We start from the raw sequence: 25774 nt of genomic DNA on the forward strand, positions 1-25774 counted from the left end.
GATCACGACTCACCTCCGGTCGCGGCGCCGAGCCCAGCCGAGGAAGCGGTCGTACAGATCCGGGGTGTGCTCGGGGTTGAGCTGGGCGAGCTGATCCCGGGCCTGGACCATCAGCCCACCCAGGTAGAGCAGCAGTCCGAGCCGGTCCTTGCGGTACTCCATCAGCAGGGCCAGCCGGGCCGGTTGACAGGGCCATTCCGCGCCGCAGTTGCGGCACCGCCAGAGCGGACGCATCGCGACGTGGGGAATCACCCGCCGCCCCATCAGCGCACCCACCGTCTGCGACCGGCATTGAAAACCCCAAGACGAGGTACGGCGAACAGACGCGAACCAACAGACATGTCGACCCTTCTCGGCGTTGGAGGGGGCCGCCCGGCCGAAGCAGGGCGACCCCGCGCAGGAGCCCACCCCACCGCCGAATCCGGACAGAGCAAGCCCGCAGTGGTGACAGTCTGGTGACCACGGCACTACTGTCGATACGCGCTCGGGACATCCGCGCAGTTCAGCGGGGTGATCGGGCATCGGCGAGCAACCCACCGTCGACACGGGGCAGAGGTTGGGGGATTGATGGGAAGTGCCACCGATTACGTGCTGGGCGAGCTGCGCATGTTCCGGACCGCACTCGGGCTGAGTCAGGATGAGTTCGGCCGAAGCATCGGCTACTCCGGCTCTCACGTCAGTTCGGTGGAAACCGGTGGTCGTCCTCCCACCAAGGACTACATGAAGGCCATCGACGCTCAGCACCACACCGGTGACCGCTTCGCCCGGATGCTTCGGGAACTGGGGCAACTCGATGCCGACCCACCCTGGCTGCGGGAGTGGATCGAGTTCGAGCGGGAGGCGACCACCCTGCGATGGTTCGAGTTGGCCTACGTTCCCGGTTTGCTTCAGACCGAGCGATACGCACGCGCCACCCTGATCGGCGGCCGGTTCAGTCCACCCGAGGTGGACAAGGCGGTTACCTCCCGGTTGGAGCGGCAACTGATCCTCGAACGTGAGCACCCGCCACAGTTCATCGCCGTGTTGGACGAGGCGATCCTCCGTCGACCGGTGCTCGACCAGCCGGGTCTGATGGCGGAACAACTCGATCACCTGACCGAGCAGGCGCGGCGGGAGCACATCCAGGTGCACGTCGTGCCTTCGGATGCCGGCATGTATCTGGGGCTGGCTGGTCAGTTCATCATCGCCGAGCTGCCGGACGGCACCCGAACCGCACATGCCGACAACCAGCTCACCGCACAGATCATCGACGCACCTGCCGACATCGCTAAGCTGGCGAAGACGTGGGAGATCGTGCGGAACGAGGCGCTCCCCCGCCGCCAGTCGTTGGAGCTGATCAAGGAAGTGGCGAAGTCATGGACATGATGGCAGCGCGGTGGCGGAAGTCGACCAGGTCCGGCGGTAACGGCGGGTCATGTGTCGAGGTTGCCGACAATCTGCCGGGGGTTGTGCTGGTCCGGGACACCAAGGATCGTACGGGCGGCACCCTGCACCTCACGCCGTCGTCGTGGCAGGCCTTCGTCACTCTCGCCAAGCAGATCGGCCCCGTGGGCTGACCACCGCACGTCGCGAGCGGAACCCTTGCTCCTCACGTGGCGTCAGGTCACATAGTCGATGGTGTGGATGAACTCCTGACCGTCGGGCGGGTGGCGCGGTTGACCGGTGTCAGCGTCCGCACCCTGCATCACTATGACGAGGTCGGCCTCCTGGTGCCGTCGGCACGAACCGCCTCGGGGCACCGGGCGTACTCCGCAGACGATGTGGAGCGGCTCCGGGAGGTGCTCGCGTACCGGCGGCTGGGTTTCGGGTTGCGGGAGATCGCCGATCTGGTGGGCGACCCGGCCACCGACCCGGTCGCGCACCTGCGCCGGCTGCGTGGCCTGCTGGTCGACCGGCAGGACCGGGCCGCCGCCATGGTGGCGGCCATCGACCGGGAGTTGGCGGCGCGGGCGATGGGCATCGGGACGACCCCGCAGGAGCCGCTGAAAGCCTTCGGAGCCCAGTTGTACGACGTCATCGGGTCGGCGTACTCAGCGACTCGGCGCACCGAGCCCCGGATCGCCGCGCGGGTCTGGGCGGCGCTGGGCGACGCGCGGACGGTCCTGAATGTCGGGGCGGGCACCGGCTCCTACGAACCACCCGACCGCGAGGTCACGGCGGTGGAGCCGTCGGCGGTCATGCGGGCACAGCGTCCCCCGGGGGCGGCACCCTGCGTGGCAGCCGCTGCGGAAAGCCTGCCCTTCGAGGACCAGTCCTTCGACGCCGCGATGGCCTTCAGCACCATTCACCACTGGCACGACCCGACCGTCGGGCTGCGCGAGATGCGGCGGGTGGCCCGCCGGGTGGTGGTGTTCACCCACGACGCCAGTGACACCGGCTGGCGTCACCGGTTCTGGCTCACTCGTGACTACCTGCCCGAGGTCGCCGACCTGGTGGCCGACCGTCCGCCGGTGGACCAGGTGGCCCGGGCGATCGGGGCCCACATCGAGCCGGTGCTCATCCCGTGGGACTGTGCGGACGGCTTCTTCGAGGCACACTGGCGCCGCCCCGAGGCGTACCTGGACGAGCGTGTCCGTGGGGCGGTTTCGGTATGGGCCAGGGTCGGCCCACAGGCGCAGCGCCGAGCGGTCGCCACCCTCCGCGAAGACCTCGCTTCCGGCCGGTGGGCCGAGCGCAACCGCGAGCTTCTCGCCCTCGACGCGGCGGAACTCGGCCTCCGGCTGCTTGTGGCCTGACCACCGACGCTGGTGCGGATCAGTCCGGCGGTGGTGCGGGGTTCGTGCTGACCCGGGCGGTCTGGGTTTCCTGCACCTGGCGGGCGGTCTCCAGGAAGTCGAGAATCGTGGCGAGTTGGTCCTCGCCGTACCTGCCGAGGGCCTGGGCACCGGCCTCGCCGACGGGTAGATAGATCTCCTGTTCTATCGCGCGGGCGAGGTCCGTGCCGCTGATCAGGACCCGCCGCCGGTTGCCGGCGTCCCGGGCACGGGTGACCAGGCCGGCCCGTTCCAGCCGGTCGATGACCGTGGTGGTCGCCGCCGGGCTGATCTTGAGGGCGCGGGTGAGTTCCCCGGCGGACAGCGGCCCGTCGTGGGCGAGGACAAGATCCATCGCGCGCAGGTCGGTGCGGTTGAGCCCGAGCCGAGCGGCGGCGGCCTCGTCGAAGGCGTCGAAGCTCTGCTGAAGCAGCCGTAGCCGCATCGCCACGTCCCGGATGAGGCTATCTTTCGACACTCGAAACCTTCTATAGTCGTAATGTACGATGGTTGAATCGATACTAGCCTACGGGGGCAGAATGACCATGGACGACCGCCGGATCCGCGAACTGTTCGATCGGCTCATGCAGGCCTGGACGGACAACGACGCCGCCGCCTACGGAGCCTGCTTCACGGACGACTCCGACTACGTCTCCTACGACGGCACCCGCGCCGTCGGTCGCCGGGACATGCAGGAGGCCCACGACCGGCTCTTCCGCGGGGTGCTCGCCGGCTCCGCCCTCGTCGGCGAGATCGAGTCGATCCGGTACGTCACCGACGGAGTGGCGATCGTCCACGGCACCGCCTCCGTACTGATGCCCTGGCGTTCCAGGCTGCCCAAGCGACGCCTGTCCCGGCAGACCCTCGTCGCCGTACGCACCGACCAGGGTTGGCGGTTCACCGCACTGCACAACGGGCGGGTGCGTCCGGTGCAGATCCCCGCCCCGGATTCGCTGCCCTCCCGCCTGGCCCAGGCCATGGGTCACACCGCCCGCCGCCTAGGGATGGGCCGGGCAACCACCCGAGTGTGACCGCCCGGGCCGAACAAGGACACGCGAAGGCGCGACGCTCGGCCACCCTCTGCGGCCCGGTGAGAGTGCAGAATGGGTGGACTGTCCAGTCAGGATCGCGCTAGGCGGGGAGAAGACATGAGTGACTGGAACGACAAGGTCATCGCCGAGTTCCGCGCCAACGGCGGGCAGGTGGGCGGCCATTTCGCCGGTGAGCCGCTGCTGCTGTTGCACACGGTCGGCGCCAGGAGCGGCCAGCCCCGCGTCAACCCGATGATGTACCAGAAGGTGGACGGCGGCTACGCGGTGTTCGCCTCCAAGGCCGGAGCGCCCACCAATCCCGACTGGTACCACAACCTGCTCGCTCAGCCCCGGGCCCGGGCGGAGATCGGCACCGACACGGTCGAGGTGGTCGCCCGAGTGGCCGGCGAGGAGGAGCGGGAGCGGATCTGGAGCGCGCAGAAGGCCGCGTACCCCATCTTCGCCGACTACGAGCGGAAGACCACCCGCAAGATCCCGGTGATCATTCTGGAACCCGTGCGGTAGGTGCACCACCCCGCCCGCTACGCATGATCCTGCGCGCCTCCCGATTCGCCGCCGGGAGCATCGTCTGCGGGCGGGGCGGCCGGCCTCGGGCGGGAAGCGGGCAGCACGACGTGACCACGGAATCCGGGACCGAGGACGAGGGCGGCAGGTCTGGTGGGCGGGGCGCCGAAGGCACTGCTCTCCACCGCCGGTGTCACCGGGGCGAAATCCGGCCCGCCGAAGTCTCCGGCGTCCGCGTCACCGTCACCCATGACCACTCCCCTGCCGTCGGTTCCTGCGTACGCCCGTTTGGTGCGCTACCGGCGCGACGCTGCGGCTCTGCTCGTACAGGATATCTTGCCTTCCATTATATTGGGAGGATGAGTTCTCGGGCGATGACCGAACCGGCCTTCTTCATCCTCACCGCGCTGCTCGACACCCCTCGCCACGGCTACGGGATCGTCTCGGAGGTCGCGGACCTGTCGCAGGGACGGGTGCAGCTCAAGATCGGTTCCCTGTACGGGGTCCTCGATCGGCTTGTCGGTGACGGTCTGGTCGAGCTGGACCGCGAGGATGCCTGGCAGGGGCGGTTGCGCCGGTACTACCGGGTCACCGAGCAGGGCCGCGCCGCCCTCGCCACGGAGGCGCACCGGCTGGCCGCCAACGCCCGCCTAGCCTCGACCCGGTTGCACGAGCAGCGGAGCCCGATCGCGGGGACCTCCTCGTGAGCCGGCTGGAGGAGCGCTACCGCCGCCTGTTACGCCTGCTGCCCGCCGCCTACCGGCAGGAGTGGGAGGACGACATGGTCGCCGCCTTCCTGGAAAGCATGGACACCGGCGACCCCGAGACCACCGCGTACCTCGCCGACTACGGCCGACCGAGCCTGTCGGAGGTCGCCAGCATCGTGGCGCTCGCCGTCCGGCTGCGCCTGGCAGAAGCTTCACCCCGCGCGTACGCCTGGGGCCAGGCCGTGCGACTGGCGACCCTGATGGCGATGCTGACCCACGCCGTGCTGGTCACCGCGAGTATCGCCGTCGCGCTGTGGTACTCGGGGAAGCTTCCCGGGTTGCCCGCGCCCCCCTCCGATCTGGTGCTCACCACGCCGTCGAGCGTCTGGAACACCACCTGGAACCTGGCCGGCTACGCCTGGCTGCCGGCCTACACAGCGCTGGTCCTCGGGCACCGGCGGGTGGCCCAGGCGGTCGCCCTGTTCGCCGTCGTGCCCCCCGCCATCACCACCGCCGTGGCGCAGGTCGCGGGCGACGTGCCGCTGTCCGTGTCGCCGTGGGCGATGCGACTCGTCGACGTCCTCCTGCTGCTCGCCATGGCAGCCTTCCGTCACGGCGGCCCGCCTGTGTCGCGGCGGCCCTGGCTCCTCGCGCTGCCGACCGGCATCATTCTCGTAGCCCTGCCGTTGTTCGCCGTCCAGGCATTCGCGCCGGCGCTGCGGCTGCTGGACTGGCCGGGCCTGTGGTGCGTGGCGGTCACCGTCGCCATGCTGGTCCATGTGACCGTTCGGGTAACCCGTCGGCGGGCGGGCACCCTGCCGTGGTCGCTGGCCTTCACCCTGCTCGCCGCAACCGCACTAGCCCTGCGAACGGTGACTCTGCCCGACCACCAGGATCAGGCACAGCGGACCACACTCACCACGATCGCCTCCCTGGAGATCGTCGCTGTGCTCGCGGTGGGCGTACCCCTGGCGGTGCTGGCAATCCGGGCCTTGCGCCAGGTCCCCTCCACCCCCGGCCAGGTTTCCGCCTGAGTCACCGCCGATCGCCACAGCGGGCGCATCGCAACAGTGAACTGGGGTCGGGGCAGTGCTGCCGGCCAGGTCCGCTACTGGGTAGCGCTCCCTTTGCTCTGCTTCAACCCACGCAATGGGCGCGTGCCGCAGAAACCGTTGCGTCGGTTGAAGCAGAGCAAAGGGCGACAGCAGGTAGAGGTGAGGTGATTCGTCGCGGCGTCGCCTAGTCGGTTCGCGGTCCTCGGATGAACTGGTCGACCGCCCTGCCCACGAGCCCCTCGGCCAGTCCCGGCGGGACCAGGTTGCCGTTGGTCAGGGTGGCGATGCCGTGCAGGGTCGCGAGCAGCACGATGCCGACCTGCTCCGGGTCGCCGGGGGCGAGTGCCCCCTCCTCCTGACCCTGCACGATCAGATCGTTCAGCAGCCCGAACGCCGCCGCAGCGGCGGCGACCAGACGGTCGGCGCCTTCGCGGTGCTTGCCGGCGAACATCAGTTCCAGCAGCGCGGCGTCCTCGGTGGCGAACCGCAGGTAGGCCGCCGCCACCCCATGCAGGCGAGGTGCGAACTGCGGGCCGGCGGCGGCGAGCGCCGCGCGCAGTTCGGCCTCCAGGCGGGCGAACCCGGCCTCCGCCAGCGCGTCCAGCAATGCCTGGCGGTCGGGGAAGTGCCGGCGCGGCGCGGCGTGGCTGACCCCCACCTCGCGAGCCAGCTCGCGCAGGGAGAGCTGGTCCACGCCGTGCTGGCGCAGGCTGCGCTCGGCGGCGGCGAGCAGTGCCGCCCGGAGGTTCCCGTGGTGGTACCCGGACATGGGCATCACTCTAACGCAATGTAGGCGTTGACATCATTGTTGTCACCGCATACATTGTTTGTCATGACTACATTCAGCACCGGCCAGATTCCCGCCATGCACAGCCGGACCGTCGTCATCACCGGCGCCAACAGCGGCATCGGCCGCGCCGCCGCCCGGGCCCTCGCCGCCCGGGGCGCCCGGGTCGTGCTCGCCGTCCGCGACACCACGAAGGGGCAGGCCGCCGCCGCGACCATGGACGGCGAGACTCTCGTACGCCGACTCGACCTGGCCGACCTCGCCTCCGTGCGTGCCTTCGCGGAGGGGTTCCAGGACCCGATCGATGTGCTGATCAACAACGCCGGTCTGATGGTGCCGCCGCTCGGCCGCACCGCCGACGGCTTCGAGCTTCAAATCGGCACCAACCACCTGGGGCACTTCGCGCTGACCAACCTGCTGCTGCCGCAGATCACCGGCCGGGTGGTCACGGTCTCCTCCGGCGGACACCGGGCCGGCGCTATCGACTTCGACGACCTCAACTGGGAACGCAAGCCCTACCGGGCCTTCCGGGCGTACGCCCAGTCGAAGTTGGCGAATCTGCTCTTCACCGCCGAGCTGCAACGCCGACTCACCGAGGTCGCGTCACCGGTGCGCGCCCTCGCCGCCCACCCCGGCCTGGCGGCCACCAACCTGCTCGGGCACCTCGACGGTGACCCCCTGCGGAGGCGTCTGGTGCACACGATTGCGGTCAACTTCCTGGCCCAGAGCGAGGAGGACGGCGCGCTGCCCACCCTGTACGCGGCCGTCGCCGACCTGCCCGGCGGCAGCTTCGCCGGCCCCGGCGGGCTGCTGCAAGGGCGCGGCGCACCGAAGCTGGTCGGCCGGTCCAAGGCCGCCCAGGACGAGGTCACCGCCCGTCGCCTGTGGCGGGTCTCCGAAGAACTGACCGGCGTACGGTTTCCGCTGCGGGTTCCCAGCGGCAGTGAACGCTGAAGGACCCCACAATTGCGTTGCCGGGAGCTGCGGCGTACCGCATTCTTGGGCTTGTGACCAGGCCCGATCGCGACGGGCCTACCCGGGCCCTCGGCACGCCCGGCAGCCGCGGCGGCGCGGGGAAACGTCACCTCTCTCTCGGGTACGGCGCAGCGCCCTACCCTGACACCCGCCCCGCGCCGCCTCGGTCCTGGTCCGACGGTCAGGCCAGCACCAGACCGGCCACCCAGAGTGCGCCGATCACCACCCCGGCCAGGAACTCGATCAGCATCGCCAGGCCCGCCGCGGCGACGGCCTGTTTGGTGGCGGGCCAGGCCAGCCCGGTGTCGCCCAGCCGCAGTCGTTCCATCAGGAAGATTCCGCCGACGAAGCCGATGACCAGACCGACGACCGGGATGACGAAGAAGCCGACCAGACCAAGCAGAGCCCCGACCAGCAGGGTGGCCGTCGGCACCCCGGCCCGTTTGAGGTTGCGGCCGGGCCAGGCGTACTTGACCACGGTGCCGCCCAGGGCCACCACGGTGGCCGCCGCCAGCACCAACCAGCGACCGGCGCCGGCCTCCCCGAACAGTGCCCACACGAGTACGCCGCCCCAGCACAGCGGCAGGGCCGGCAGGCCGGGCACCACCACCCCGGCCAGCCCGGCGAGGATGGCCAGCGCGGTGATCACCGATATCAGCGCGCCGGTTTCTGTCAGGCTCACGCCGGTTCCCCATCCGATTGCTTCATCTGTTAAGAAGGGGCCCTTTCTCTACCGCAGGCGTTAACAAGGTGCCCTTCCTTACCCGCCGGCCAGGCGGGTGGAGATGGTTTCGGCGGGTGCTGCACAGCCGAACAGGCGGCCCTGCGCGGAGTCGCAGCGTAGCGCCCGCAGCCGTTCGGCCTGGGCCTCGGTCTCCACCGCCTCGGCGGTCACCCAGAGTTCCAGGGCGTGGGCCAACCGCACCAGGGCGTCGACGATGCGTTCGTCCCGGTGGTCGGCGAGGTCCGGCTCGTCGCCCCGGATGCCCTCGACGAAGGGGGCGGCCAGTTTCAGGCAGGTGATCGGCAGCCGCCGCAGGTACGCCAGATTCGAGTAACCGGTGCCGAAGTCGTCGACGGCCAGCCGGACCCCTAGGGCGGCCAACCGGTGCAGGGTGCGCAGCGGCTCACCGCCGGAGCCCATCACGGCGCTCTCGGTCAACTCCAGTTGCAGCAGATCCGCCGGCAGTCCGCTGCTGGCCAGGGCGTCCGCCACCGTGTCCACGATCACCGGAGCGTCGGCCTGCCGGGCCGCCAGATTGACGCTGACCACCAGCCGTGCCTCGGGGAAGTCGACATACCACCGGTAGGCGTCCCGGCAGGCCTGCCGCAGCACCCACTCCCCCAGCCGCACGATCAGGCCGGTCTCCTCGGCCAACCCGATGAACATGTCCGGGCCGATCAGGCCCAGCTCGGGGTGCTGCCAGCGGACCAGCGCCTCGACCGCCAGCATCCGACCGTCCAGCAGCGACACGATCGGCTGGTAGTGCACCACGAACTCGTCCCGGTCCAGGGCCACCGGAAGCCCGGCGACCAGGGCCGAGCGGGCGATGTCCCGGGCGCTGCGCTCCGGGTCGTACACCGCCCAGCGGCCCCGGCCCTGCTCCTTGGCCCAGTACAGGGTGGTGTCGGCGGCCTTCATCAGCTCGGAGGGGCTGGTGCCGACCAGGTCCGAGCCGACGATGCCGACGCTGGCCGAGACCATCAGCTGCTGGTCGTCGATGAACACCGGGGCGGCTACCGCGGCCAGTGCCAGTTCGGCCACCGCGATCATGTCCTCGACACCGGCGTCCCCGTCGACCAGGATGACGAATTCGTCCCCGCCCATCCGGGCGACCAGGTAGCCGTGCTCGGCCACACAGCCGGCCAGCCGCCGGGCGATCGTCATGAGCAGCCGGTCGCCGAGATCGTGCCCGAGGCTGTCGTTGATCGCCTTGAAGCCGTCCAGGTCGAGGAAGCAGACCCCGACCCGGCCCGAGGTGGCCAGCAGGCGGCTGAGGGTCTCGAAGAACAGGGTCCGGTTGGGAAGCTCGGTGAGGGGATCGTGCAGCGCCTGGAAGCGCAGTCGATTTTGCAGTTCGTAGCGCTGGGTGATGTCCTCCGCCACCGCGACGGTGAACCGGGGACGACCGTCCTCGTGCCGGATCAGGGAGACCGCCAGGTCCGTCCAGACGGAGCTGCCGTCCTTGCGGTGGTAGCGCTTCTCCACCCGGACGGCGTCATGCTTGCCCTCGACCAGTTCCCGGTACAACTCCCACATGCCGGGCACGTCGTCGCGGTGGAAAAGTTCCGCCACGTTGAGGTGCCGCAGTTCCTCGATGGAGTAGCCGAGCATGTCGGCGAAGGGCTGGTTGACGTCGATGATCTGCCCGTCCACGTCGGCGATGCCGATGCCGATGGCCGCACCCCGGAAGACCGCCCGGAATCGGGCCTCGCTGTCCCGCAACGCCTGCTCGACATTGTCCCGGGCCTGCCAGGCCGACCGGGCGATCCGCTCCTGCTGGACGAAGGTGCGGTTGCGCAGGGCCCGGGCGAAACCGGCCGCCAGGCCACCCTGCATCGCCGCGATCCGGTCGTCGAGCCCGGCCGCCCCGCCCAGCACCTGGTCGGGCAGCCGGTCCGCGACCGAACGCACCGCCCACTCGATGACCCCCGGCTCGGTCAGGTGCGCCTCGACCAGGGCCTGGCCGACCTCCGCCGCCACCGCCGAGGCCACCTCCTCGGCGTCCAGCAACGCCTCGGCCAACCGCAGGGTGTACGACAGCAGCAGCCGCTGGGTGTCGGCCGCGCTCATCGGCATGAAGCCCAGGCGGCGTACCGCCTGTGCCCACTCACTCGCGTAGCTCTGCGCACCGACCGGGTCGACGGCACGCCCCCCGCCGGCGTCGACGGCCGACATCAGATCACTCCGCGGTGCGGTCGTGGCGAGCCACCGCACCGAAGGCGCCGAAACGCTGCGCCTCGGCCGCCACCTCAGCGGGTGAGTCCGGACGCCACAGCTCCATGTGCACCACACCCGGTTCGAGGATCGTCCAGTCACCGAGGAAGTCGGTGATCTCCGCCCGGGAGCGGAGGGTGATCTCGGTGCTGGTCCGCGCGGGGAGCCGCTGCGCGTCCAGCATCTCCTGGGGCTGGTCCTCGAAGGTGGAGTGCGAGATCACCAGGTGACTGCCGGGTGCGGCGGCGGCACGCAGAGTGGCCAGAATGTCGGCGGGACGGTCGGCGTCCGGAACGAAGTGCACCACCCCTGCCAGCAGGATGCCCATCGGCCGACCGAAGTCGAGCAGCTGCAACCTCTCGGCCTCGGCCAGGATCCGCTCCGGCTCGCGCAGGTCGGCGTGGATGACCCCGGTCAGCTCGTTGCCGGCCAGCAGCTCCCGACTGTGGGCCACCGCCACCGGGTCGATGTCGACGTACACCACCCGGGCCTTCGGGTCGGCGGCCTGGGCGACCTCGTGCACGTTGCCGACGGTGGGGATGCCGGAGCCGATGTCGAGGAACTGGTCGATGCCGGCGTCGAGCAGCACCCGTACCGCCCGGCGCAGGAACTCCCGACCCGCCCGCATGGTGGCCGGCAGGTTCGGGGTCATGGCCGCTATCTGATCGGCCAACTGTCGGTCGATCTCGAAATTGTGGGCGCCGCCCAGGAAGTAGTCGTACACCCGGGCCGCGCTGGGCCGGGAAAGGTCGATCTCGATTGGTGGTCCGTCCGGCTGCTGCACTGGTCACCCCAAGTCCTCGCCACAGATCAAGTGACGCTGACTACTCTAGGCCCGCGCGGCACACCCTGGGAGATCCACAAGGCTCTTTGTCGACAGCCGACCCCGCACCCGCCCGGGCCACCCCCGGGCGGGGTCAGGCGGCGGGTCAGGCGGCTTCCAGCAACAGGGCGATGCCCTGCCCCACGCCCACGCACATGGTGGCCAGGGCCCGCCGGCCGCCGCGACGACGCAGCTCCAGGGCGGCCGTCAGCGCGAGCCGGGCCCCGCTGGCACCCAGGGGGTGTCCCAGCGCGATGGCGCCACCGTTGGGGTTGACGTGCTCGGCGTCCTCGGGCAGCCCCAGCTCCCGCAGCACCGCCACGGCCTGGGCGGCGAACGCCTCGTTCAACTCGATCACGTCCAGGTCGGCCACGGTCAGGCCCTGGCGCTCAAGCAGCCGCTGGGTCGCCGGCACCGGACCGATACCCATGATCCGTGGGGGCACCCCGGCGGTCGCCGTCCCGACCACCCGGGCCAGCGGGGTGAGACCGTACTCCTCGACGGCCCGCTGCGAGGCGACCAGCAGCGCCACCGCACCGTCGTTGACCCCGGAGGAGTTGCCGGCGGTCACCGTGCCGCCGGTACGGAAGGGGGTGGGCAGGGCGCCCAGCTTCTCCATCGAGGTCTGCCGGGGATGCTCGTCGTGCTCTACCAGCCGGGTCTCCCGCCGACCGGCCGGCACGGTCACCGGCACGATCTCCTCGGCCAGCCGCCTGTCGGCCTGCGCCTTGGCGGCACGCACCTGCGAGCGGTACGCGAACTCGTCCTGGGCCAGCCGGTCCACCCCGAACTCGACGGCGACGTTCTCCGCCGTCTCCGGCATCGAGTCGACCCCCCAGCCCTGCTCCATCAGGGGGTTGACCAGCCGCCAACCGATCGTGGTGTCGTACACCTCGGCGGCGCGGGAGAAGGCGCTGGTGGCCTTCGGCATGACGAAGGGTGCCCGGCTCATGCTCTCCACCCCGCCGGCCACGACCAGATCGGCCTCCCCGGCGACGATCGCCCGGGCGGCCGAGGCCAGGGCGTCTAGGCCGGAGCCGCAGAGCCGGTTGACCGTGCTGCCGGACACCTGCTCCGGCAGCCCGCCGAGCAGCGCCGCCATCCGGGCCACGTTGCGGTTGTCCTCGCCGGCCTGGTTGGCGCAGCCGAAGACCACGTCATCGGTCCGGGACCAGTCCACCGACAGGTGCCGGGCGACCAGTTCCCGGATAACGTGCGCGGCCAGGTCGTCGGGGCGTACGCCCGCTAGCGCGCCGGCGTACCGGCCGATCGGGGTGCGGACACCGGCCACCAGGTATGCCACCGTCATCGCAGATCCTTCGGGGGTGGGAAGGCGGGGGTAGGAAGCAGCCATTGGATCAAGGGAAGCTTCGACCGCCAGGATATCGCCGACCGGGCCGGATAGGTTTGTCGGCATGGCAAGAGCCCAGTTCGACGCGGAGACCAGCCAGGCCGGTGCCTTCGTCCGCCAACCCAACCGGTTCACCGGGCGGGTCACCCCGCATTCCACTTCACCCCCCGGTGGTGGCCCGGACGAGCAGGGCCGCTGGCCCCTGGAGCCCGGCCGGTACCGGCTGATCTGGTGCCGGGCCTGCCCCTGGGCACACCGGGCCCTGATCGTGCGCGATCTGCTGGGGCTGGACGAGGTCATCTCCCTGGGCACGGTCGACCCGATCCGGGACGAGCGGGGCTGGCGGTTCACCCTCGACCCGGACGGCTTCGACCCCGTACTGGGCGTCGGTTTCCTCTCCGAGGCGTACCTCGCCACCGACCCCGACTACACCGGCCGGGTCACCGTGCCGGCCCTGGTCGACACCCGCACCGGGCGGGTGGTCACCAACGACTACCCGCAGCTCACCCTGGATCTGTCCACCGAGTGGCGACGGCTGCACGCACCGGACGCCCCGGACCTCTACCCGGTGGCGCTGCGGCCGGAGATGGACCGGCTGATGGCCGAGATCCACCGGGACGTCAACAACGGGGTGTACCGCTGCGGTTTCGCCACCTCCCAGCAGGCGTACGACGAGGCGTACCGGGCCCTGTTCGACCGGTTGGACGCGCTGTCGCAGCGGCTGGCCGACCAGCGGTACCTGATGGGCGACACGATCACCGAGGCGGACATCCGGCTGTTCACCACCCTGGTCCGCTTCGATGTGGCGTACCACGGGCACTTCAAGTGCAACCGACAGAAGCTGACCGAGATGCCGGTGCTGTGGGCGTACGCCCGGGATCTGTTCACCACCCCCGGCTTCGGGGAGACCGTCGACTTCGATCACATCAAGCGGCACTACTACGCCACCCACGACGAGATCAACCCGAGTGGTGTCGTACCGCTCGGCCCGGACCTGCACGGCTGGATGACGCCGCACGGACGTGGCTGAGCCCCGCGCGACCGGTGCGGCCGTCTGCATACTCGCCGGCGCGATCGCGGCGAGCATCGCCGTCGTCGTCGGTCCCGGTCCCAGCCTGGCCGGGTACGTCAGCGAGGCCGGGGTGCCCGGCAACCGGTACGCCTGGACCTACCGGCTGGGATTGTTCACCCTCGGCGCCGCACTGCTGCTCCTCGCCTCCGCCCTACGCGACCACCTGGCCCGGCGTGACCATCCCGGGCGGCAGCCGGACAAGGCGTTGCGGGTGGGGGTGCTGCTGCTCGTCGCGGGTGCGCTGGCCACCGGCCTGTCCGCTGCGGTGCCCTGTAGCACCGGCTGCCCACTGCCGCCGTTCGAGGCGGCGACCGTGGCGGACCTGGTGCACGGGGCGGTCAGCATCGTCGCGGCCGGCGCCACCGTCCTCGCCATGATCGCGATCGTGCTGTCCCGGGTGGCGACGGACCCGCTGCGCCGAACCGCCGGGATCAGCCTGGCGGCGGCTCTCCCCCTGGCCGGCGCCCTAGCCCTGGCCATGCTGTTCATCGGCCGGGGACCGCTGGCCGGGGTGCTGGAACGCCTACTGCTGCTGGTGATCGTCTCCTGGGGGGCGGTATCCGCTCTGATCCTCGCCACCGGGTCCGCAGCCGCCGACCGCCGGGACCCCTTGACGGGTGCTTCAGCACACCATGGCCGCCCGCCCGGATAGCACCTGCTCCGGGAGAGGATGGGCTGATGAGTGCGTTGTTCACACCCCTGACCCTGCGCGCGGTGACCCTGCCCAACCGGATCGCCCTGGCACCCATGTGCCAGTACAGTGCCGGTCCCGACGGCCTGCCCCACGACTGGCACCTGGTGCACCTGGGCACCCGGGCGGTCGGTGGGGCCGGCCTGGTGATGACCGAGGCCACCGCGGTGCTGCCGGAGGGGCGGATCAGCCCTCAGGACACCGGGATCTGGTCCGACCGGCATGTCGACGCCTGGCGTCCGGTGACCCGGTTCGTGGCCGCCCACGGGGCGGTGCCGGTCGTGCAACTGGCGCACGCCGGTTTCAAGGCCTCCACCTACCGGCCCGGGGATCCGCGCCGAGGTGGGGTACCGGACGCCGAGGGCGGATGGACTCCGATGGGGCCCACCGAGGAGCCCTTCCTGCCGGAGTACCGGGTGCCGACCGCCCTGGACGAGGCCGGCATCGCCGCCGTGGTGCGGGCCTTCGCGGTGGCGGCCGACCGGGCGGTGGCCGCGGGCTTCGCCGCCGTGGAGGTGCACGCCGCGCACGGCTACTTGCTGCACGAGTTCCTGTCGCCGTTGACCAATCACCGCACCGACGGCTGGGGTGGGGACCGGGCCGGGCGGATGCGGCTGACCCTGGAGGTCACCCGGGCGGTCCGGGCCGCCGTCGGCGAGGACCTGCCGGTGCTGGTTCGGATCTCGGCCACCGACTGGGTGGCGGGCGGCTGGACCGTGGACGACAGCGTGGCGCTCGCCACCGAGTTGGCCGCCGCCGGAGTGGACCTGGTCGACTGTTCCTCCGGCGGTGCCTCGCCGGACGCCAGCATCCCGGTCGGCCGGGGCTACCAGGTGCCGCTGGCCGCCCAGGTCCGCCGGGAGGCCCAGGTGCCCACCGGAGCGGTCGGCCTGATCGTCGAGCCGGAGCAGGCCGAGGCGATCATCGCCGAGGGTGCGGCCGACCTGGTGCTGCTCGGTCGGGAACTGCTGCGCAACCCGTACTGGCCGCACCAGGCCGCCGCCAAGCTGGGCGCCGAGGCCGCCTGGCCCCGGCAGTACCTGCGGGCGGTCTGAGCACGAGAGGCCGTACCTGCGGGCGGTCTCAGGGCGACAGGGCCGGGCCCGGCAGGCGGTCTCAGGGCGGGAGCCGGGCCCGGCCGTGCTGCCGCCGGGCTCAGCCGGCCAGGTGCCCCCAACGTTGTTCCAGGTCGCGCCACGGGCCCTGGGCCGCCACCGTGCCGCCGATCAGCACCAGCACATGGTCGGCCCGCACCAGGGCGGCCCGCTTCGAGGTGGAACCCACGACGGTCACCCCGTGCTCGCGCAGGGCCTGCCACAGGTCCAGTTCCGTGGTGACGTCCAGGGCGCTGGAGATGTCGTCGGCGATCAGCAGTTCGGTACGCGGTGCCAACGCCCGAGCCAGGGCCAGGCGCTGGAGTTGCCCGCCGGAGAGCCGGGTGCCCTTGTGCCCGATGAGCAGCCCCAGTCCGCTGCCGGTGGCCGCCAGGTCGTGTTCCAGTTGAGCGGTGGTCACGGCGTGCTCGGGGTCGACCGGATGCCCCAGGGTGATGTTGTCGGCGACCGTGCCGGAGAGCACCCGGGGCACCTGGCCGACATAACCGACCTGGTTGGGGCGCAGGAACACCTCCGGCTCGGTGACCGGATCCCCGTTCCAGGTCAACTGCCCGATGTGCGGGGCGATCCCGGCCAGGGCCCGCAGCAGGGAGGACTTGCCCGAGCCGACCGGTCCGACGACCAGCACGAGTTGACCACGCGCCACGGTCAGGTCGACATCGCGTACCGCCACGGTGCCGTCGGTGTGCCGTACCCCGAAGCCGGTCAACTCCAGCCGACGCAGCGGGGTACGCGGTGCCTGCGGTGGGGCCGGGGCGGTGCCCGCCGTGAGATCGACCCCGGGAATCCCCGCTGAGTACGCCTCGACCCCGGCCATCTCGATCGTCCGGCGGGTCCACACCCGGGCTGACGGCACCTGGGAGACCAGGGATGCGGTGGTCCACGCGAACCAGCGCGCCGCGCCCAGGGTGGCGACCGCGACCAGCGCCGCTCCGGAGGAGATGCTCCCGGCCAGGTACAGCGCCCAGACCCCGATCGGCAGCAGGCCGCTGGCCAGTGCCGGAGTGGATCTGGCCCACACCTGCACGGCGATCTCCCGGCGTTGCCGGTCGCTGCGTACCGTGTCGAGGTCGGCCAGGTGGGTCAGCACCGGACGGGTGGCCCCGGCCAGCTTGATCGTCCGGGCCGCCGACAGGCTGGACACCAGGGCGGTGGCGAAGGCCGCCCGCGCGGCCACGGTGTCGCGGGCCGCCCGCTCCAGTCGCGGCCCGAACCCGGTGGCGGCCAGCCCGGACAGCACCATCGTGCCGAGGAAGAACAGCCCCGGCACCACGCTGCCGGTGACCAGGGTCATCACGGTCAGCAGGATCACCGCTACGGTCTGGTCCAGCATGTTGTCGGCCAGTTGGACGACCCGTTCGGTGTCACCGCCCTGGGCCACCACCTCGGCCGGGGTGTGTCGGCTGATCCGGCGCGGACCGGTCTGACCGTGCACCAGGCGGGCGCTGATCCGCAGCATCTGCCGCACGAACCAGGCCGGGAACCACAGGTGGGTCCAGTAGTTGGTCGGGATGGCGACGATCAGGCCGACCGCGATGCCCAACGCGGGCAGCCAGGGGTCCCCGGTGCCGTCGACCACGTCGGCCCAGAGCCAGGCCAGGATCGGGCCGTCCAGGCCGAGAATGGCCAGTACGGCGAAGACCCCGATGACGGCCACCCCGTAACGGGGATCGTTGAGGCAGAGTCGCAGGACCTCCCGCAGGGTCTGGGTCCGGGAGGCCGGTCGCCGGTCGACACCCGACCCGGTCGTACCCCCGTCGACCTGGTCCCCCGCGACCGGCGCGATCGGTTCGGCTGTCAGGGTCGGCCCCGGATCGTCGGCGGAGCGCTCGACTCCCGGGGCCGACGGCCCGGCACCACCGGAGGGTGCCGGAGTGAGCACCCGGCCCGCCGACTCCGTCGCCACGGCCCCGACCAGTGCCGGTTCCCCGAGCACCCGAGCGGCATCGGCTTCGGCTTCGCCGAGCAGGGCGGCGGCGTCGCCGTACCCGTCCGTATTGCTGGCGGCCAGCAGTTCGGCGAAGCGGCGGGAGCTGGCCAGCGGGGCGGCCTCCACCACCGCGCCGTCGGCCAGCACCACCACCTCGTCGCACTCCCGTACGGAGGAGAGCCGGTGGGCGATGACGATGCCGATCCGGTCCCGCAGCAGCCGCGCGGTGGCCTGCTGCACCCGGGCCTCGGTGACCGGGTCCAGTCGGGCGGTGGCCTCGTCGAGGATCACCACATGGGGGTCGCGGACCAGGATGCGGGCGAAGGCGACCAGTTGTTCCTGCCCGGCGGACAGCACATGCCCACCCTCGCCGAGCCGGGTGTCCAGGCCGGCGGGCAGTTCGGCGATCCACCCGGCCAGGCCCAACTCGTGCAGGGCCCGGCCGGCGGCGTCGAGCAGTTCCGGGTCGAACAGGGCCACGTTCTCGGCGAGGGTGCCGGCCAGGATCTCGGTGCGCTGCGGCACCACCGCTATCCACCGGCGAAGCTGTTCCACATCCAGGTCGAGCACGTCCCGCCCGCCGAGCAGCACCGTGCCCGGTGGCACCTCGACCGCCCGGGTCAGCACCTTGGCCAGGGTCGACTTGCCCGAACCGGTCCGCCCGACGAGCGCGTACGACCGGCCCCGGGTGAAGGTCAGGTCGATGTCGCGCAGGGCCGGACCCCGGCCGGTGTCCGCCCCGGCCGGATAGTGGAAGGTCAGGCCGCGGATGGTCAGGTCCCCGTCGACCGGGGGGTCGCCGCCGGCGGGTTCCTGTTCGGCGTTCTGCAGCAGCTGCACCCGTCCCCAGGCGCCCAGGGCGTACTGCACCTCGGGCACCATCCGGCTGACGTGTTCGACAGTCATGCCCAGGGAGAGGGCCAGCAGCCAGATCGCCGTCAGCCGGGCGGCATCCACCCGGCCGGTGCTCAGCGCCCACACCCCGCCCAGCACCACCAGGGCGATGCCGACCCGGGTGACCCCGGCGGCGATCGTGTTCACCTGGGCACCCATCCGCCAGACCAGCAGGCCCCGGCGGAGCACCTCGGAGGCCCGGCGGGCGTACAGGCGCAGCACGTACGGGCGGGCCAGGGTGGTGCGTACGTCGTCCTGGCCGTGGATGGACTCCTCCATCACCGCCGCCAGGTCGGACCAGGCCGCCTCCTCCTTCATCCGGGCCGGGGCGATCCGGCTCGCGGGACGCCGCAGGGTGACCGCCAGCAGGATGGTCAGCAGCAGCATGCCGAGCCCGGCCGGCCACCAGACGGTCAGCCCGACCACTGTGGAGACCAGGCCCACCGCCAGCGCCTGGGCCAACCGGATGCCGGGGCCGCGTACCCCGGAGGCCACGTCGTAGACGTCACCGTCGATGCGGTCGAGCATCTCGCCCACCGGGGTGGTCTCCAGGGCGGGCACGGGTTGCCCCAGCGCCACCCGACACAGCCGACGCCGCAGGTCGGCGGACCAGTCGGCGGTCACCCCGGCCATCACCAGGCTGACCACCAGGTCGCTGAGGACGGCGACCACCAGGGCGATCGACAGCACCAGGAAGAAGCCGACGGACCGGTTCACCAGCACCGGCCCGGCCAGCGCGGCCGTGACCGCCTGACCGATGCCGCCGAGCACGATCAGGACGACCACCAGGGTCATCCGGCGGGGAGAGGTGACCCACAGATCACGAAGCAGTCGCACGGGTCAGGTCCTCCGGTGTGCTGTACGAAGGCTCCAGCCTGCGGTGGGCGACCAGCCGATTCAACCCATTTTTGCGTTATCCGGGCCACCTCACAGCGGCCCAGGTGAGCTGGGCAACTCTCGCCGCGCGTCAGAACAACACGGTGGCCAGGGTGCCGACCGGGCGGAACCCGCACCGCTCGTAGACCCGCCGGGCGGGCTGGTTGAAGTCGTTGACGTACAGGCTGACCGTCGGGGCCACCCGGTGGAGCGCGTCGCGTACCACCGCCGCCATCGCCGCCGTGGCGATGCCCCGGCCGCGCCACTCCGGCGCCACCCAGACCCCCTGGATCTGCGCGGTGTGCCGGGTGACGACCGCGAGTTCGGCCTTGAAGACCACCCGACCGTCGACGAACCGGGCGTACGCCCGATTGGCTCGGATCAGGTCGGTGACCCGGCGGCGGTACCCGCGCCCGGCGTCCTCGGTCAGCGGTGAGACCCCGACCTCCTCGGTGTACATCGCCACCGCCGCCGGGAAGAGCAGGTCTAGTTCGGCACCCCGGACCAGGCGTACGTGCGGGTCGGCCGGGACGGTCGGCAGGGCCTCCGTGACCAGCAACGGCTGGTTGGGGCGTACGTCCCGGGCCGGTCCCCAGGTGTCGCAGAGGCGGTCCCACAACTCCAGCACCGCGTCGGCCCGCCCCACGATGGAGGAGCAGATCCGGTCCTCACCGGCCAGCAGGTCGGCGAAGGCGGCCGTGGCCTGTCGGGTGGCCAGCACCGGGGTCAGGTTGCCGCCCAGCCAGCAGACCGATTCGAGCTGCCGACGGGAGCCGTACCCGAGCACCCGCCCCTCGGCCCGCCACCAGGCCAGCCCACGCGCGGCGACCCGCTCGGCGACCTGCGCTCCCGCGTACGGGTCGAGGTCGAGCAGCCGTTCGACCGCACGACGCTCCGACTCCCCCAGTTGCCGCACCGGCGCCGTCAGCACGGTTACCAGCCTGCCAGATCGGTCCGAGTCGTGTTGGCGGACGGTAACCGTCATGAGCACCCTCGGCAGCGCAGCGGGCACGGAACGTCCCGTTGATGCCTCCGAGGCCGAGACGGCGGCCCAGACACCGCCCTGGGCGGAGGTCGCCGAGGACACCGTCAACAGTTGGCACGACATCCGGCACGCGGGCGCGCAGGCCATGCAGGCCCTTCGGCAGGTGATGCTGACCGGCACCGACGACCAGCGGGAACGCGCCGCCACGGTGCTGGACGAGACCCGCCGCAAGCTGTACGCCATCCTCGCCGAATCCGAGTGACTCGGAAGGTGCTGCACTCCAGGCGCAACATCACCCTCGATGTGGGATCGAGTGGCCTCGTCTCGACGAATAGCCACTCGATCCCACATCGAGCACGATCATGGGGCCCCCGCGGAGCGCGAGGGCATCAGTGGGTGGGTCAGTGGACGCTGACGGTGGCGCCGGGGAGCAGGCCACGCAGGTCCTCGGGCAGTTCGGCGCCCATCTCGTCGGCCAGTCGTAGCGCCTCCTCGATGAGGGTCTCCACGATCTGCCCCTCGGGCACGGTCTTGATGACCTGGCCCTTGACGAAGATCTGCCCCTTGCCGTTGCCGGAGGCCACCCCCAGGTCGGCCTCGCGGGCCTCACCGGGACCGTTGACGACACAGCCCATCACGGCCACCCGCAGCGGCACCGGCAGCCCCTCCAGGCCGGCGGTGACCTCCTCGGCGAGCTTGTAGACGTCCACCTGGGCCCGCCCGCAGGAGGGGCAGGAGACGATCTCCAGGCCACGCTCACGCAGCCCCAGGGACTCCAGGATCTGGTTGCCGACCTTGATCTCCTCGACCGGCGGCGCGGACAGGGACACCCGGATGGTGTCGCCGATCCCCTCGGCCAGCAGGGCGCCGAAGGCGACCGCCGACTTGATGGTGCCCTGGAAGGCGGGGCCGGCCTCGGTGACCCCCAGGTGCAGGGGGTAGTCGCACTGCTCGGCTAGCTGGCGGTAGGCCCGGATCATCACCACGGGGTCGTTGTGCTTGACCGAGATCTTGATGTCCCGGAAGCCGTGCTCCTCGAACAGGGAGCACTCCCACAGCGCCGACTCGACCAGGGCCTCGGCGGTGGCCTTGCCGTACTTGGCGAGCAGCCGCTTGTCCAGGGAGCCGGCGTTGACCCCGATCCGGATCGGGGTACCGGCGGCGGAGGCCGCTGCCGCGATCTCCTTGACCTTGTCGTCGAACTGCCGGATGTTGCCCGGGTTGACCCGTACCGCCGCGCAGCCGGCGTCGATCGCGGCGAAGACGTACTTCGGCTGGAAGTGGATGTCGGCGATGACCGGGATCTGCGACTTGCGGGCGATCGCCGGCAGGGCCTCCACGTCGTCCTGGCTGGGCACCGCCACCCGGACGATCTGGCAGCCGGAGGCGGTCAGCTCGGCGATCTGCTGGAGAGTGGCGTTGACGTCGGCGGTCAGGGTGGTGGTCATCGACTGCACGGAGACCGGGGCACCCCCACCGACCGGCACCGAACCGACCATGATCTGGCGACTGGCCCGGCGGGGGGCCAGCGGCGGCGGCGGTACGGCGGGCATACCGAGGCGGACAGCGGTCACTTCAGGCACTCACCTTGGGAAGAGGGTGATCGGGTTGACGACGTCCGCGGTGATCGTGAGCAGGGTGAACACCCCACCGATCAGGATCACCACGTACGTGAAGGGCATCAGTTTGAAGTAGTCGACACGGCCCGGGTCGGGGCGGCGCAGCCGCGCGTACACCCAGGAGCGGGCCCGTTCGAACCAGGCGATGGCGATGTGGCCGCCGTCCAGGGGCAGCAGCGGCAGCAGGTTGAACACCCCGATGAAGAAGTTCAGCGAGATGAACAGCATGATGAAGATTTCCCAGGCGTTGTTGGCGACGGCCTCGCCGCCGAGCACGCTGGCGCCGACCACGCTGATCGGGGTGTCGATGTCACGTTCCCCACCGGTGATGGCGGTCCACAGGGCGGGGACCTTCTCCGGCAGGCGCTGCAGGGCCTGGGCGGTGGCCACCGCCATGTCGCCGATGAAGGTGCTGGTCGCGCCGACGGCCTCCACCGGGCCGTAGGAGACCAGGCCCGGGGTGCTCAGGACCAGGCCGACGCCGAGCGCGGAGACCTCGGTGACCGGACCCTCCGGGTTGTCGATCGGCGGGCGCTTGGTGGTCGCCAGGGTGGTCTCCGTGGTGGCCGGCTGGCCGTCCCGCTCGTACCCGATGGTGGCGGTGCTGCCCGGGGTGGTGGCCCGCAGGGTGGTCAGCAGCTCGCCGTAGTTGTTGATCGGGGTGCCGTTGATCGAGGTGATCCGGTCGCCGTTGCGCAGCCCGGCCGCCCCGGCCGGGCTGGCCGCGTCACCTGCGGCGCACTCCCGGTAGGTGGTGTCCGGCAGGACACAGTCCTGGATGGCGATCACCGCGGGCTCGGCCCGGATCTGCTGCTCGTCCCGCGGGAAGTCCGGGTTGGGCAGCCCGAAGGTCATCGCCGCCAGCCAGGCCGCGAAGATCGCCAACCCGAAGTGGGTGATCGACCCGGCGGACATCACGATGGTCCGCTTCCACACCGGGTAGCGCCACATGGCCCGCTTCTCGTCGCCGGGTTCGACGTCGTCGTCCTGCGGGGTCATCCCGACGATCTTGCAGAAGCCACCGAGGGGGATGCCCTTGAGGCCGTACTCGGTCTCGCCCCGCTTGAAGGAGAAGATGGTCGGGCCGAAGCCGACGAAGTAGCGGGTGACCTTCATGCCGAAGGCCTTGGCGGTGAGCATGTGGCCGGCCTCGTGCAGGCTGACCGAGACGAGGATGCCGAGGGCGAACAGCGCCACCCCGAACGCGAACGACATCAAACTCCTTCCACCGCAGCAGCGATGATCTCCTGCGCGTGCGCGCGGGCCCACGACTCGGCTTCGAGTACGTCCTCGACGTTACCCGGTTCACCGAAATCGGGAGCCCCCTCCAACACCCGCTGTAACGTGTCGACGATGCCGAGGAAGGGCAGTCGCCCGGCCACGAAGGCCGCCACACACTCCTCGTTGGCCGCGTTGTAGATCGCCGGCCGGCAGCGCCCCGCCTCGCCGGCCGCCTTGGCCAGCGCCACCGCCGGGAAGGCGGTGTCGTCCAGCGGGGCGAACTCCCAGGTGTGCGCGGCAGTCCAGTCGACCGGGGCGGCGGCCTCGGCCACCCGGTCGGGCCAGCCCAGGCCCAGGGCGATCGGCAGCCGCATGTCCGGCGGGCTGGCCTGGGCGATCGTGGACCCGTCGACGAACTCCACCATCGAATGGATCACCGACTGGGGGTGCACCATCACGGTGATGTCGGCGTACGGCACGTCGAACAGCTCGTGCGCCTCGATCACCTCCAACGCCTTGTTGACCATGGTCGCCGAGTTGATCGTGACCACCGGCCCCATGTTCCACGTCGGGTGCGCCAGGGCCTGCTCAGGCGTGACGGAGGTCAACTCCTCGCGCCGCCTGCCCCGGAAGGGTCCACCACTGGCGGTGACGATCAGTCGGCGTACCTCACCCCGGCTGCCACCGCGCAGGCACTGCGCGAGCGCCGAGTGCTCCGAATCCACCGGGACGATCTGCTCCGGCCGCGTCACCGCGGCCTTGACCAGCGAGCCGCCGGCCACCAGGGACTCCTTGTTGGCCAACGCGAGGGTACGCCCGGCCCGCAGCGCGGCCAGGGTCGGCGCCAGCCCCAGGGACCCCACCACCCCGTTGAGTACGACATCACACGGCCACTGCGCCAACTCGGTCATCGCGTCCGGACCGGCCACGATCTTGGGCAGCTTGAACTCCCCGGAGGCCCAGCCCCGCCGACTAGCCTCGGCGTAGAAGGCCAACTGAAGATCCTGGGCGGCGGAGGCCTTGGCCACCCCGACCGCCTCGACACCGAGTTCGAGCGCCTGGGCGGCGAGCAGCCCGACATTGCCGCCACCGGCACCCAGCGCCACCACCCGGAACCGGTCCGGGTTGCGCCGCACGATGTCGATGGCCTGGGTACCGATCGACCCGGTACAACCCAACAGCACAAGATCACGGGGGGAACTCACGCCGCCATTCTTCCCCACGCCCGCTGGGCGAGAAGGAAGGGCACCTTATTAACGCCTGCGGTAGAGGAAGGGCCCCTTGTTAACCGGAGGAGCTACCGTCAGCCCTCCTCGCTCGGAGGGTTCTCCTCTTCCAACGGAGCTTCCTCGCCGAGCAGGTCAGCCGGATCGATCGAGAACTCGAACGGCTCCCGCATCACGAAGGTGCTTCCGGCCGCAGCGGCGGCCACCGGTCGGTACTCGCCGTCGATCAGCTCGAACAGTGCGATGGTGGGGACTCGGTTACGCAGGTCGACCCGGAGGAAGAAGGGCACGCCGGCCGTACCGTACTCGCGCGGACGATCGATGATGTCCTTACGCCGGTTGCCGGGCGACACGACCTCGCCAAGCAGAACGGCATGCCTGATGTCCATGGTCGTGCGCCCCCCTCCGGGAACGCGCAGCACGACGAGGTCGGGGATGAAGAGATCCTGCCCGGAGACGACGTTCGCCTCCGCGTAGAGCCACAGCTTGGCCTTCCGGGCAGCCTGCTTCAACAGGTACGCGAGATCAAGCTCGGCATCCTGGTGGTCATATCCGGCGTGGGGTGTCACGATCACGCTTCCGCTCAGGACCTCAACCTTGGGGCCGTTGGTCTCCGGCAACAGGTCGAGGGCGAGCTGAGCGGTCCACGGCTCGTCGTGCCACCGCAGCACGTCGAACGACGGCCCGGCGGGCCGGTCATCGGCGTCCGGCGCGGGTTCGGGCGCGTACGCGGCCTGGGCCATCCGGGCTCACCCCCTCAGCGGAACATCTTGCTCAGCTCAGCCTAGCCAGCACAGCCCGCAGCGCACGCCATCGCACAACCTGTCCGACACAGTCGGGCAGAGCGATGTCGACCAAGCCTGTGGCACCCGCACCTCGGCGGGCTGCGATCGCGGAGCGGCCCGACCAGGCCGTACGCTGGGTCTGCCCGGCCGCCGAAAGGACCACACATGTCTGATCTTGACCACACTCCTGAACAGGCTGCCCGGGAGGCGGGGCTCCGCGAGGTCTCCGAGGCGCTACTCAACATCGAGCAGGCCATCAAACGGACTGAGCGGGCGAAGCGCACCGTCTCCATGACGGTCGGCTGTGATGATCTGGCTCGGATGTTGGATACGGCGGCCCGGAATCTGGAGATTGCTCGCAAGGACCTGTTTCAGGGTGCCTACTTCTCTGCGGATTCGCCTAAGCTCTTTTGAC

At 70.9% G+C, this 25774-nt stretch carries 26 protein-coding genes and 1 pseudogene; 13 read left to right on the forward strand and 14 right to left on the reverse strand.

The window, feature by feature from the left end; genetic code table 11:
* Positions 1–9 precede the first annotated feature (9 nt).
* Entirely contained in the window at positions 10–264 is a 255-nt protein-coding gene (locus tag ABZ795_RS11770; protein WP_102659042.1) for a flavin reductase, read from the reverse strand.
* 303 nt (positions 265–567) lie between these two features.
* On the opposite strand from ABZ795_RS11770, the gene ABZ795_RS11775 reads away from it, so the two are divergent.
* The 3 genes from ABZ795_RS11775 to ABZ795_RS11785 all read left to right on the forward strand — a co-directional run bounded on the left by ABZ795_RS11775 (position 568) and on the right by ABZ795_RS11785 (position 2735).
* Positions 568–1365: a helix-turn-helix transcriptional regulator gene (locus ABZ795_RS11775; protein ID WP_357530274.1), complete on the forward strand. Its 798-nt coding sequence runs from the start codon at positions 568–570 to the stop codon at positions 1363–1365.
* Positions 1362–1556, forward strand: coding sequence for a DUF397 domain-containing protein (locus tag ABZ795_RS11780; protein ID WP_357530358.1), 195 nt, complete (start codon positions 1362–1364; stop codon positions 1554–1556). Before ABZ795_RS11775 ends, ABZ795_RS11780 begins: the two co-directional genes overlap by 4 nt.
* A gap of 63 nt (positions 1557–1619) precedes the next feature.
* Positions 1620–2735 (forward strand): MerR family transcriptional regulator, encoded by a 1116-nt coding sequence (locus ABZ795_RS11785; RefSeq protein ID WP_357530275.1) that lies wholly within the window; start codon positions 1620–1622, stop codon positions 2733–2735.
* 19 nt (positions 2736–2754) lie between these two features.
* Here ABZ795_RS11785 and ABZ795_RS11790 read toward each other — a convergent pair whose 3' ends face one another.
* Positions 2755–3231: a MarR family transcriptional regulator gene (locus ABZ795_RS11790; RefSeq protein ID WP_357530276.1), complete on the reverse strand. Its 477-nt coding sequence runs from the start codon at positions 3229–3231 to the stop codon at positions 2755–2757.
* Positions 3232–3292: 61 nt separating this feature from the next.
* Here ABZ795_RS11790 and ABZ795_RS11795 point away from each other — a divergent pair, with 61 nt between their 5' ends.
* Together ABZ795_RS11795 and ABZ795_RS11800 are read left to right on the forward strand one after the other, a co-directional pair.
* On the forward strand, positions 3293–3784 hold the full coding sequence (locus ABZ795_RS11795) for an SgcJ/EcaC family oxidoreductase (protein WP_357530277.1): 492 nt from the start codon (positions 3293–3295) through the stop codon (positions 3782–3784).
* 117 nt (positions 3785–3901) lie between these two features.
* Complete coding sequence (locus tag ABZ795_RS11800; protein ID WP_357530278.1) at positions 3902–4309, forward strand: nitroreductase family deazaflavin-dependent oxidoreductase; 408 nt, start codon at positions 3902–3904, stop codon at positions 4307–4309.
* Between the two features lie 17 nt (positions 4310–4326).
* Here the strand turns inward: ABZ795_RS11800 and ABZ795_RS11805 are convergent, their stop codons facing one another.
* Positions 4327–4560 (reverse strand): hypothetical protein, encoded by a 234-nt coding sequence (locus ABZ795_RS11805; RefSeq protein WP_357530279.1) that lies wholly within the window; start codon positions 4558–4560, stop codon positions 4327–4329.
* A gap of 108 nt (positions 4561–4668) precedes the next feature.
* Here ABZ795_RS11805 and ABZ795_RS11810 point away from each other — a divergent pair, with 108 nt between their 5' ends.
* A complete protein-coding gene (locus tag ABZ795_RS11810) occupies positions 4669–5016 on the forward strand; it encodes a PadR family transcriptional regulator (protein ID WP_357530280.1) in 348 nt (115 codons plus the stop codon).
* Positions 5013–6050 (forward strand): hypothetical protein, encoded by a 1038-nt coding sequence (locus ABZ795_RS11815; protein ID WP_357530281.1) that lies wholly within the window; start codon positions 5013–5015, stop codon positions 6048–6050. Before ABZ795_RS11810 ends, ABZ795_RS11815 begins: the two co-directional genes overlap by 4 nt.
* A gap of 205 nt (positions 6051–6255) precedes the next feature.
* On the opposite strand, the gene ABZ795_RS11820 is transcribed toward ABZ795_RS11815, so the two are convergent.
* Positions 6256–6840, reverse strand: a complete 585-nt coding sequence (locus ABZ795_RS11820) for a TetR/AcrR family transcriptional regulator (RefSeq protein ID WP_357530282.1) — start codon at positions 6838–6840, stop codon at positions 6256–6258.
* A 63-nt stretch (positions 6841–6903) separates the two neighbouring features.
* On the opposite strand from ABZ795_RS11820, the gene ABZ795_RS11825 reads away from it, so the two are divergent.
* Positions 6904–7812, forward strand: coding sequence for an oxidoreductase (locus ABZ795_RS11825; protein WP_357530283.1), 909 nt, complete (start codon positions 6904–6906; stop codon positions 7810–7812).
* A gap of 202 nt (positions 7813–8014) precedes the next feature.
* On the opposite strand, the gene ABZ795_RS11830 is transcribed toward ABZ795_RS11825, so the two are convergent.
* The 4 genes from ABZ795_RS11830 to pcaF form a co-directional block, all read right to left on the reverse strand.
* Positions 8015–8515, reverse strand: a complete 501-nt coding sequence (locus ABZ795_RS11830) for a DUF456 domain-containing protein (RefSeq protein WP_357530284.1) — start codon at positions 8513–8515, stop codon at positions 8015–8017.
* Between the two features lie 78 nt (positions 8516–8593).
* Entirely contained in the window at positions 8594–10732 is a 2139-nt protein-coding gene (locus ABZ795_RS11835; RefSeq protein WP_357530285.1) for an EAL domain-containing protein, read from the reverse strand.
* Between the two features lie 4 nt (positions 10733–10736).
* Positions 10737–11555: an SAM-dependent methyltransferase gene (locus ABZ795_RS11840; RefSeq protein WP_357530286.1), complete on the reverse strand. Its 819-nt coding sequence runs from the start codon at positions 11553–11555 to the stop codon at positions 10737–10739.
* A 145-nt stretch (positions 11556–11700) separates the two neighbouring features.
* Positions 11701–12903: a 3-oxoadipyl-CoA thiolase gene (gene pcaF, locus ABZ795_RS11845; RefSeq protein WP_357530287.1), complete on the reverse strand. Its 1203-nt coding sequence runs from the start codon at positions 12901–12903 to the stop codon at positions 11701–11703.
* Positions 12904–13009: 106 nt separating this feature from the next.
* On the opposite strand from pcaF, the gene ABZ795_RS11850 reads away from it, so the two are divergent.
* The 3 genes from ABZ795_RS11850 to ABZ795_RS11860 are packed head-to-tail and all read left to right on the forward strand — an operon-like array spanning position 13010 to position 15763.
* On the forward strand, positions 13010–13975 hold the full coding sequence (locus ABZ795_RS11850) for a glutathione S-transferase C-terminal domain-containing protein (protein WP_357530288.1): 966 nt from the start codon (positions 13010–13012) through the stop codon (positions 13973–13975).
* Positions 13968–14669, forward strand: coding sequence for a DUF998 domain-containing protein (locus tag ABZ795_RS11855; protein WP_357530289.1), 702 nt, complete (start codon positions 13968–13970; stop codon positions 14667–14669). The genes ABZ795_RS11850 and ABZ795_RS11855 overlap by 8 nt, the downstream gene beginning before the upstream one ends.
* A gap of 26 nt (positions 14670–14695) precedes the next feature.
* Entirely contained in the window at positions 14696–15763 is a 1068-nt protein-coding gene (locus ABZ795_RS11860) for an NADH:flavin oxidoreductase/NADH oxidase (RefSeq protein WP_357530290.1), read from the forward strand.
* A 100-nt stretch (positions 15764–15863) separates the two neighbouring features.
* On the opposite strand, the gene ABZ795_RS11865 is transcribed toward ABZ795_RS11860, so the two are convergent.
* Together ABZ795_RS11865 and ABZ795_RS11870 are read right to left on the reverse strand one after the other, a co-directional pair.
* Positions 15864–19484, reverse strand: coding sequence for an ABC transporter ATP-binding protein (locus ABZ795_RS11865; RefSeq protein ID WP_357530291.1), 3621 nt, complete (start codon positions 19482–19484; stop codon positions 15864–15866).
* Between the two features lie 130 nt (positions 19485–19614).
* On the reverse strand, positions 19615–20454 hold the full coding sequence (locus ABZ795_RS11870; protein WP_357530292.1) for a GNAT family N-acetyltransferase: 840 nt from the start codon (positions 20452–20454) through the stop codon (positions 19615–19617).
* Positions 20455–20557: 103 nt separating this feature from the next.
* Between ABZ795_RS11870 and ABZ795_RS11875 the strand changes: the two are divergent.
* Positions 20558–20770 (forward strand): annotated as a pseudogene (locus ABZ795_RS11875) (PadR family transcriptional regulator); the annotation flags it as partial.
* Positions 20771–20909: 139 nt separating this feature from the next.
* On the opposite strand, the gene ispG reads toward ABZ795_RS11875, so the two are convergent.
* From ispG to ABZ795_RS11895, 4 genes are all read right to left on the reverse strand, one after another.
* On the reverse strand, positions 20910–22082 hold the full coding sequence (gene ispG, locus ABZ795_RS11880) for a flavodoxin-dependent (E)-4-hydroxy-3-methylbut-2-enyl-diphosphate synthase (RefSeq protein ID WP_357530293.1): 1173 nt from the start codon (positions 22080–22082) through the stop codon (positions 20910–20912).
* A gap of 9 nt (positions 22083–22091) precedes the next feature.
* Positions 22092–23342 (reverse strand): site-2 protease family protein, encoded by a 1251-nt coding sequence (locus tag ABZ795_RS11885; protein ID WP_357530294.1) that lies wholly within the window; start codon positions 23340–23342, stop codon positions 22092–22094.
* On the reverse strand, positions 23342–24553 hold the full coding sequence (dxr, locus tag ABZ795_RS11890) for a 1-deoxy-D-xylulose-5-phosphate reductoisomerase (protein ID WP_357530295.1): 1212 nt from the start codon (positions 24551–24553) through the stop codon (positions 23342–23344). Before dxr ends, ABZ795_RS11885 begins: the two co-directional genes overlap by 1 nt.
* 98 nt (positions 24554–24651) lie before the next feature.
* Positions 24652–25317, reverse strand: coding sequence for a Uma2 family endonuclease (locus ABZ795_RS11895; protein WP_357530296.1), 666 nt, complete (start codon positions 25315–25317; stop codon positions 24652–24654).
* 207 nt (positions 25318–25524) lie between these two features.
* Here ABZ795_RS11895 and ABZ795_RS11900 point away from each other — a divergent pair, with 207 nt between their 5' ends.
* A complete protein-coding gene (locus ABZ795_RS11900) occupies positions 25525–25773 on the forward strand; it encodes a hypothetical protein (RefSeq protein WP_327022226.1) in 249 nt (82 codons plus the stop codon).
* Position 25774: the final 1 nt, after the last annotated feature.

The sequence above is a fragment of the Micromonospora sp. NPDC047134 genome, assembly GCF_040643455.1.
GTDB lineage: Bacteria > Actinomycetota > Actinomycetes > Mycobacteriales > Micromonosporaceae > Micromonospora.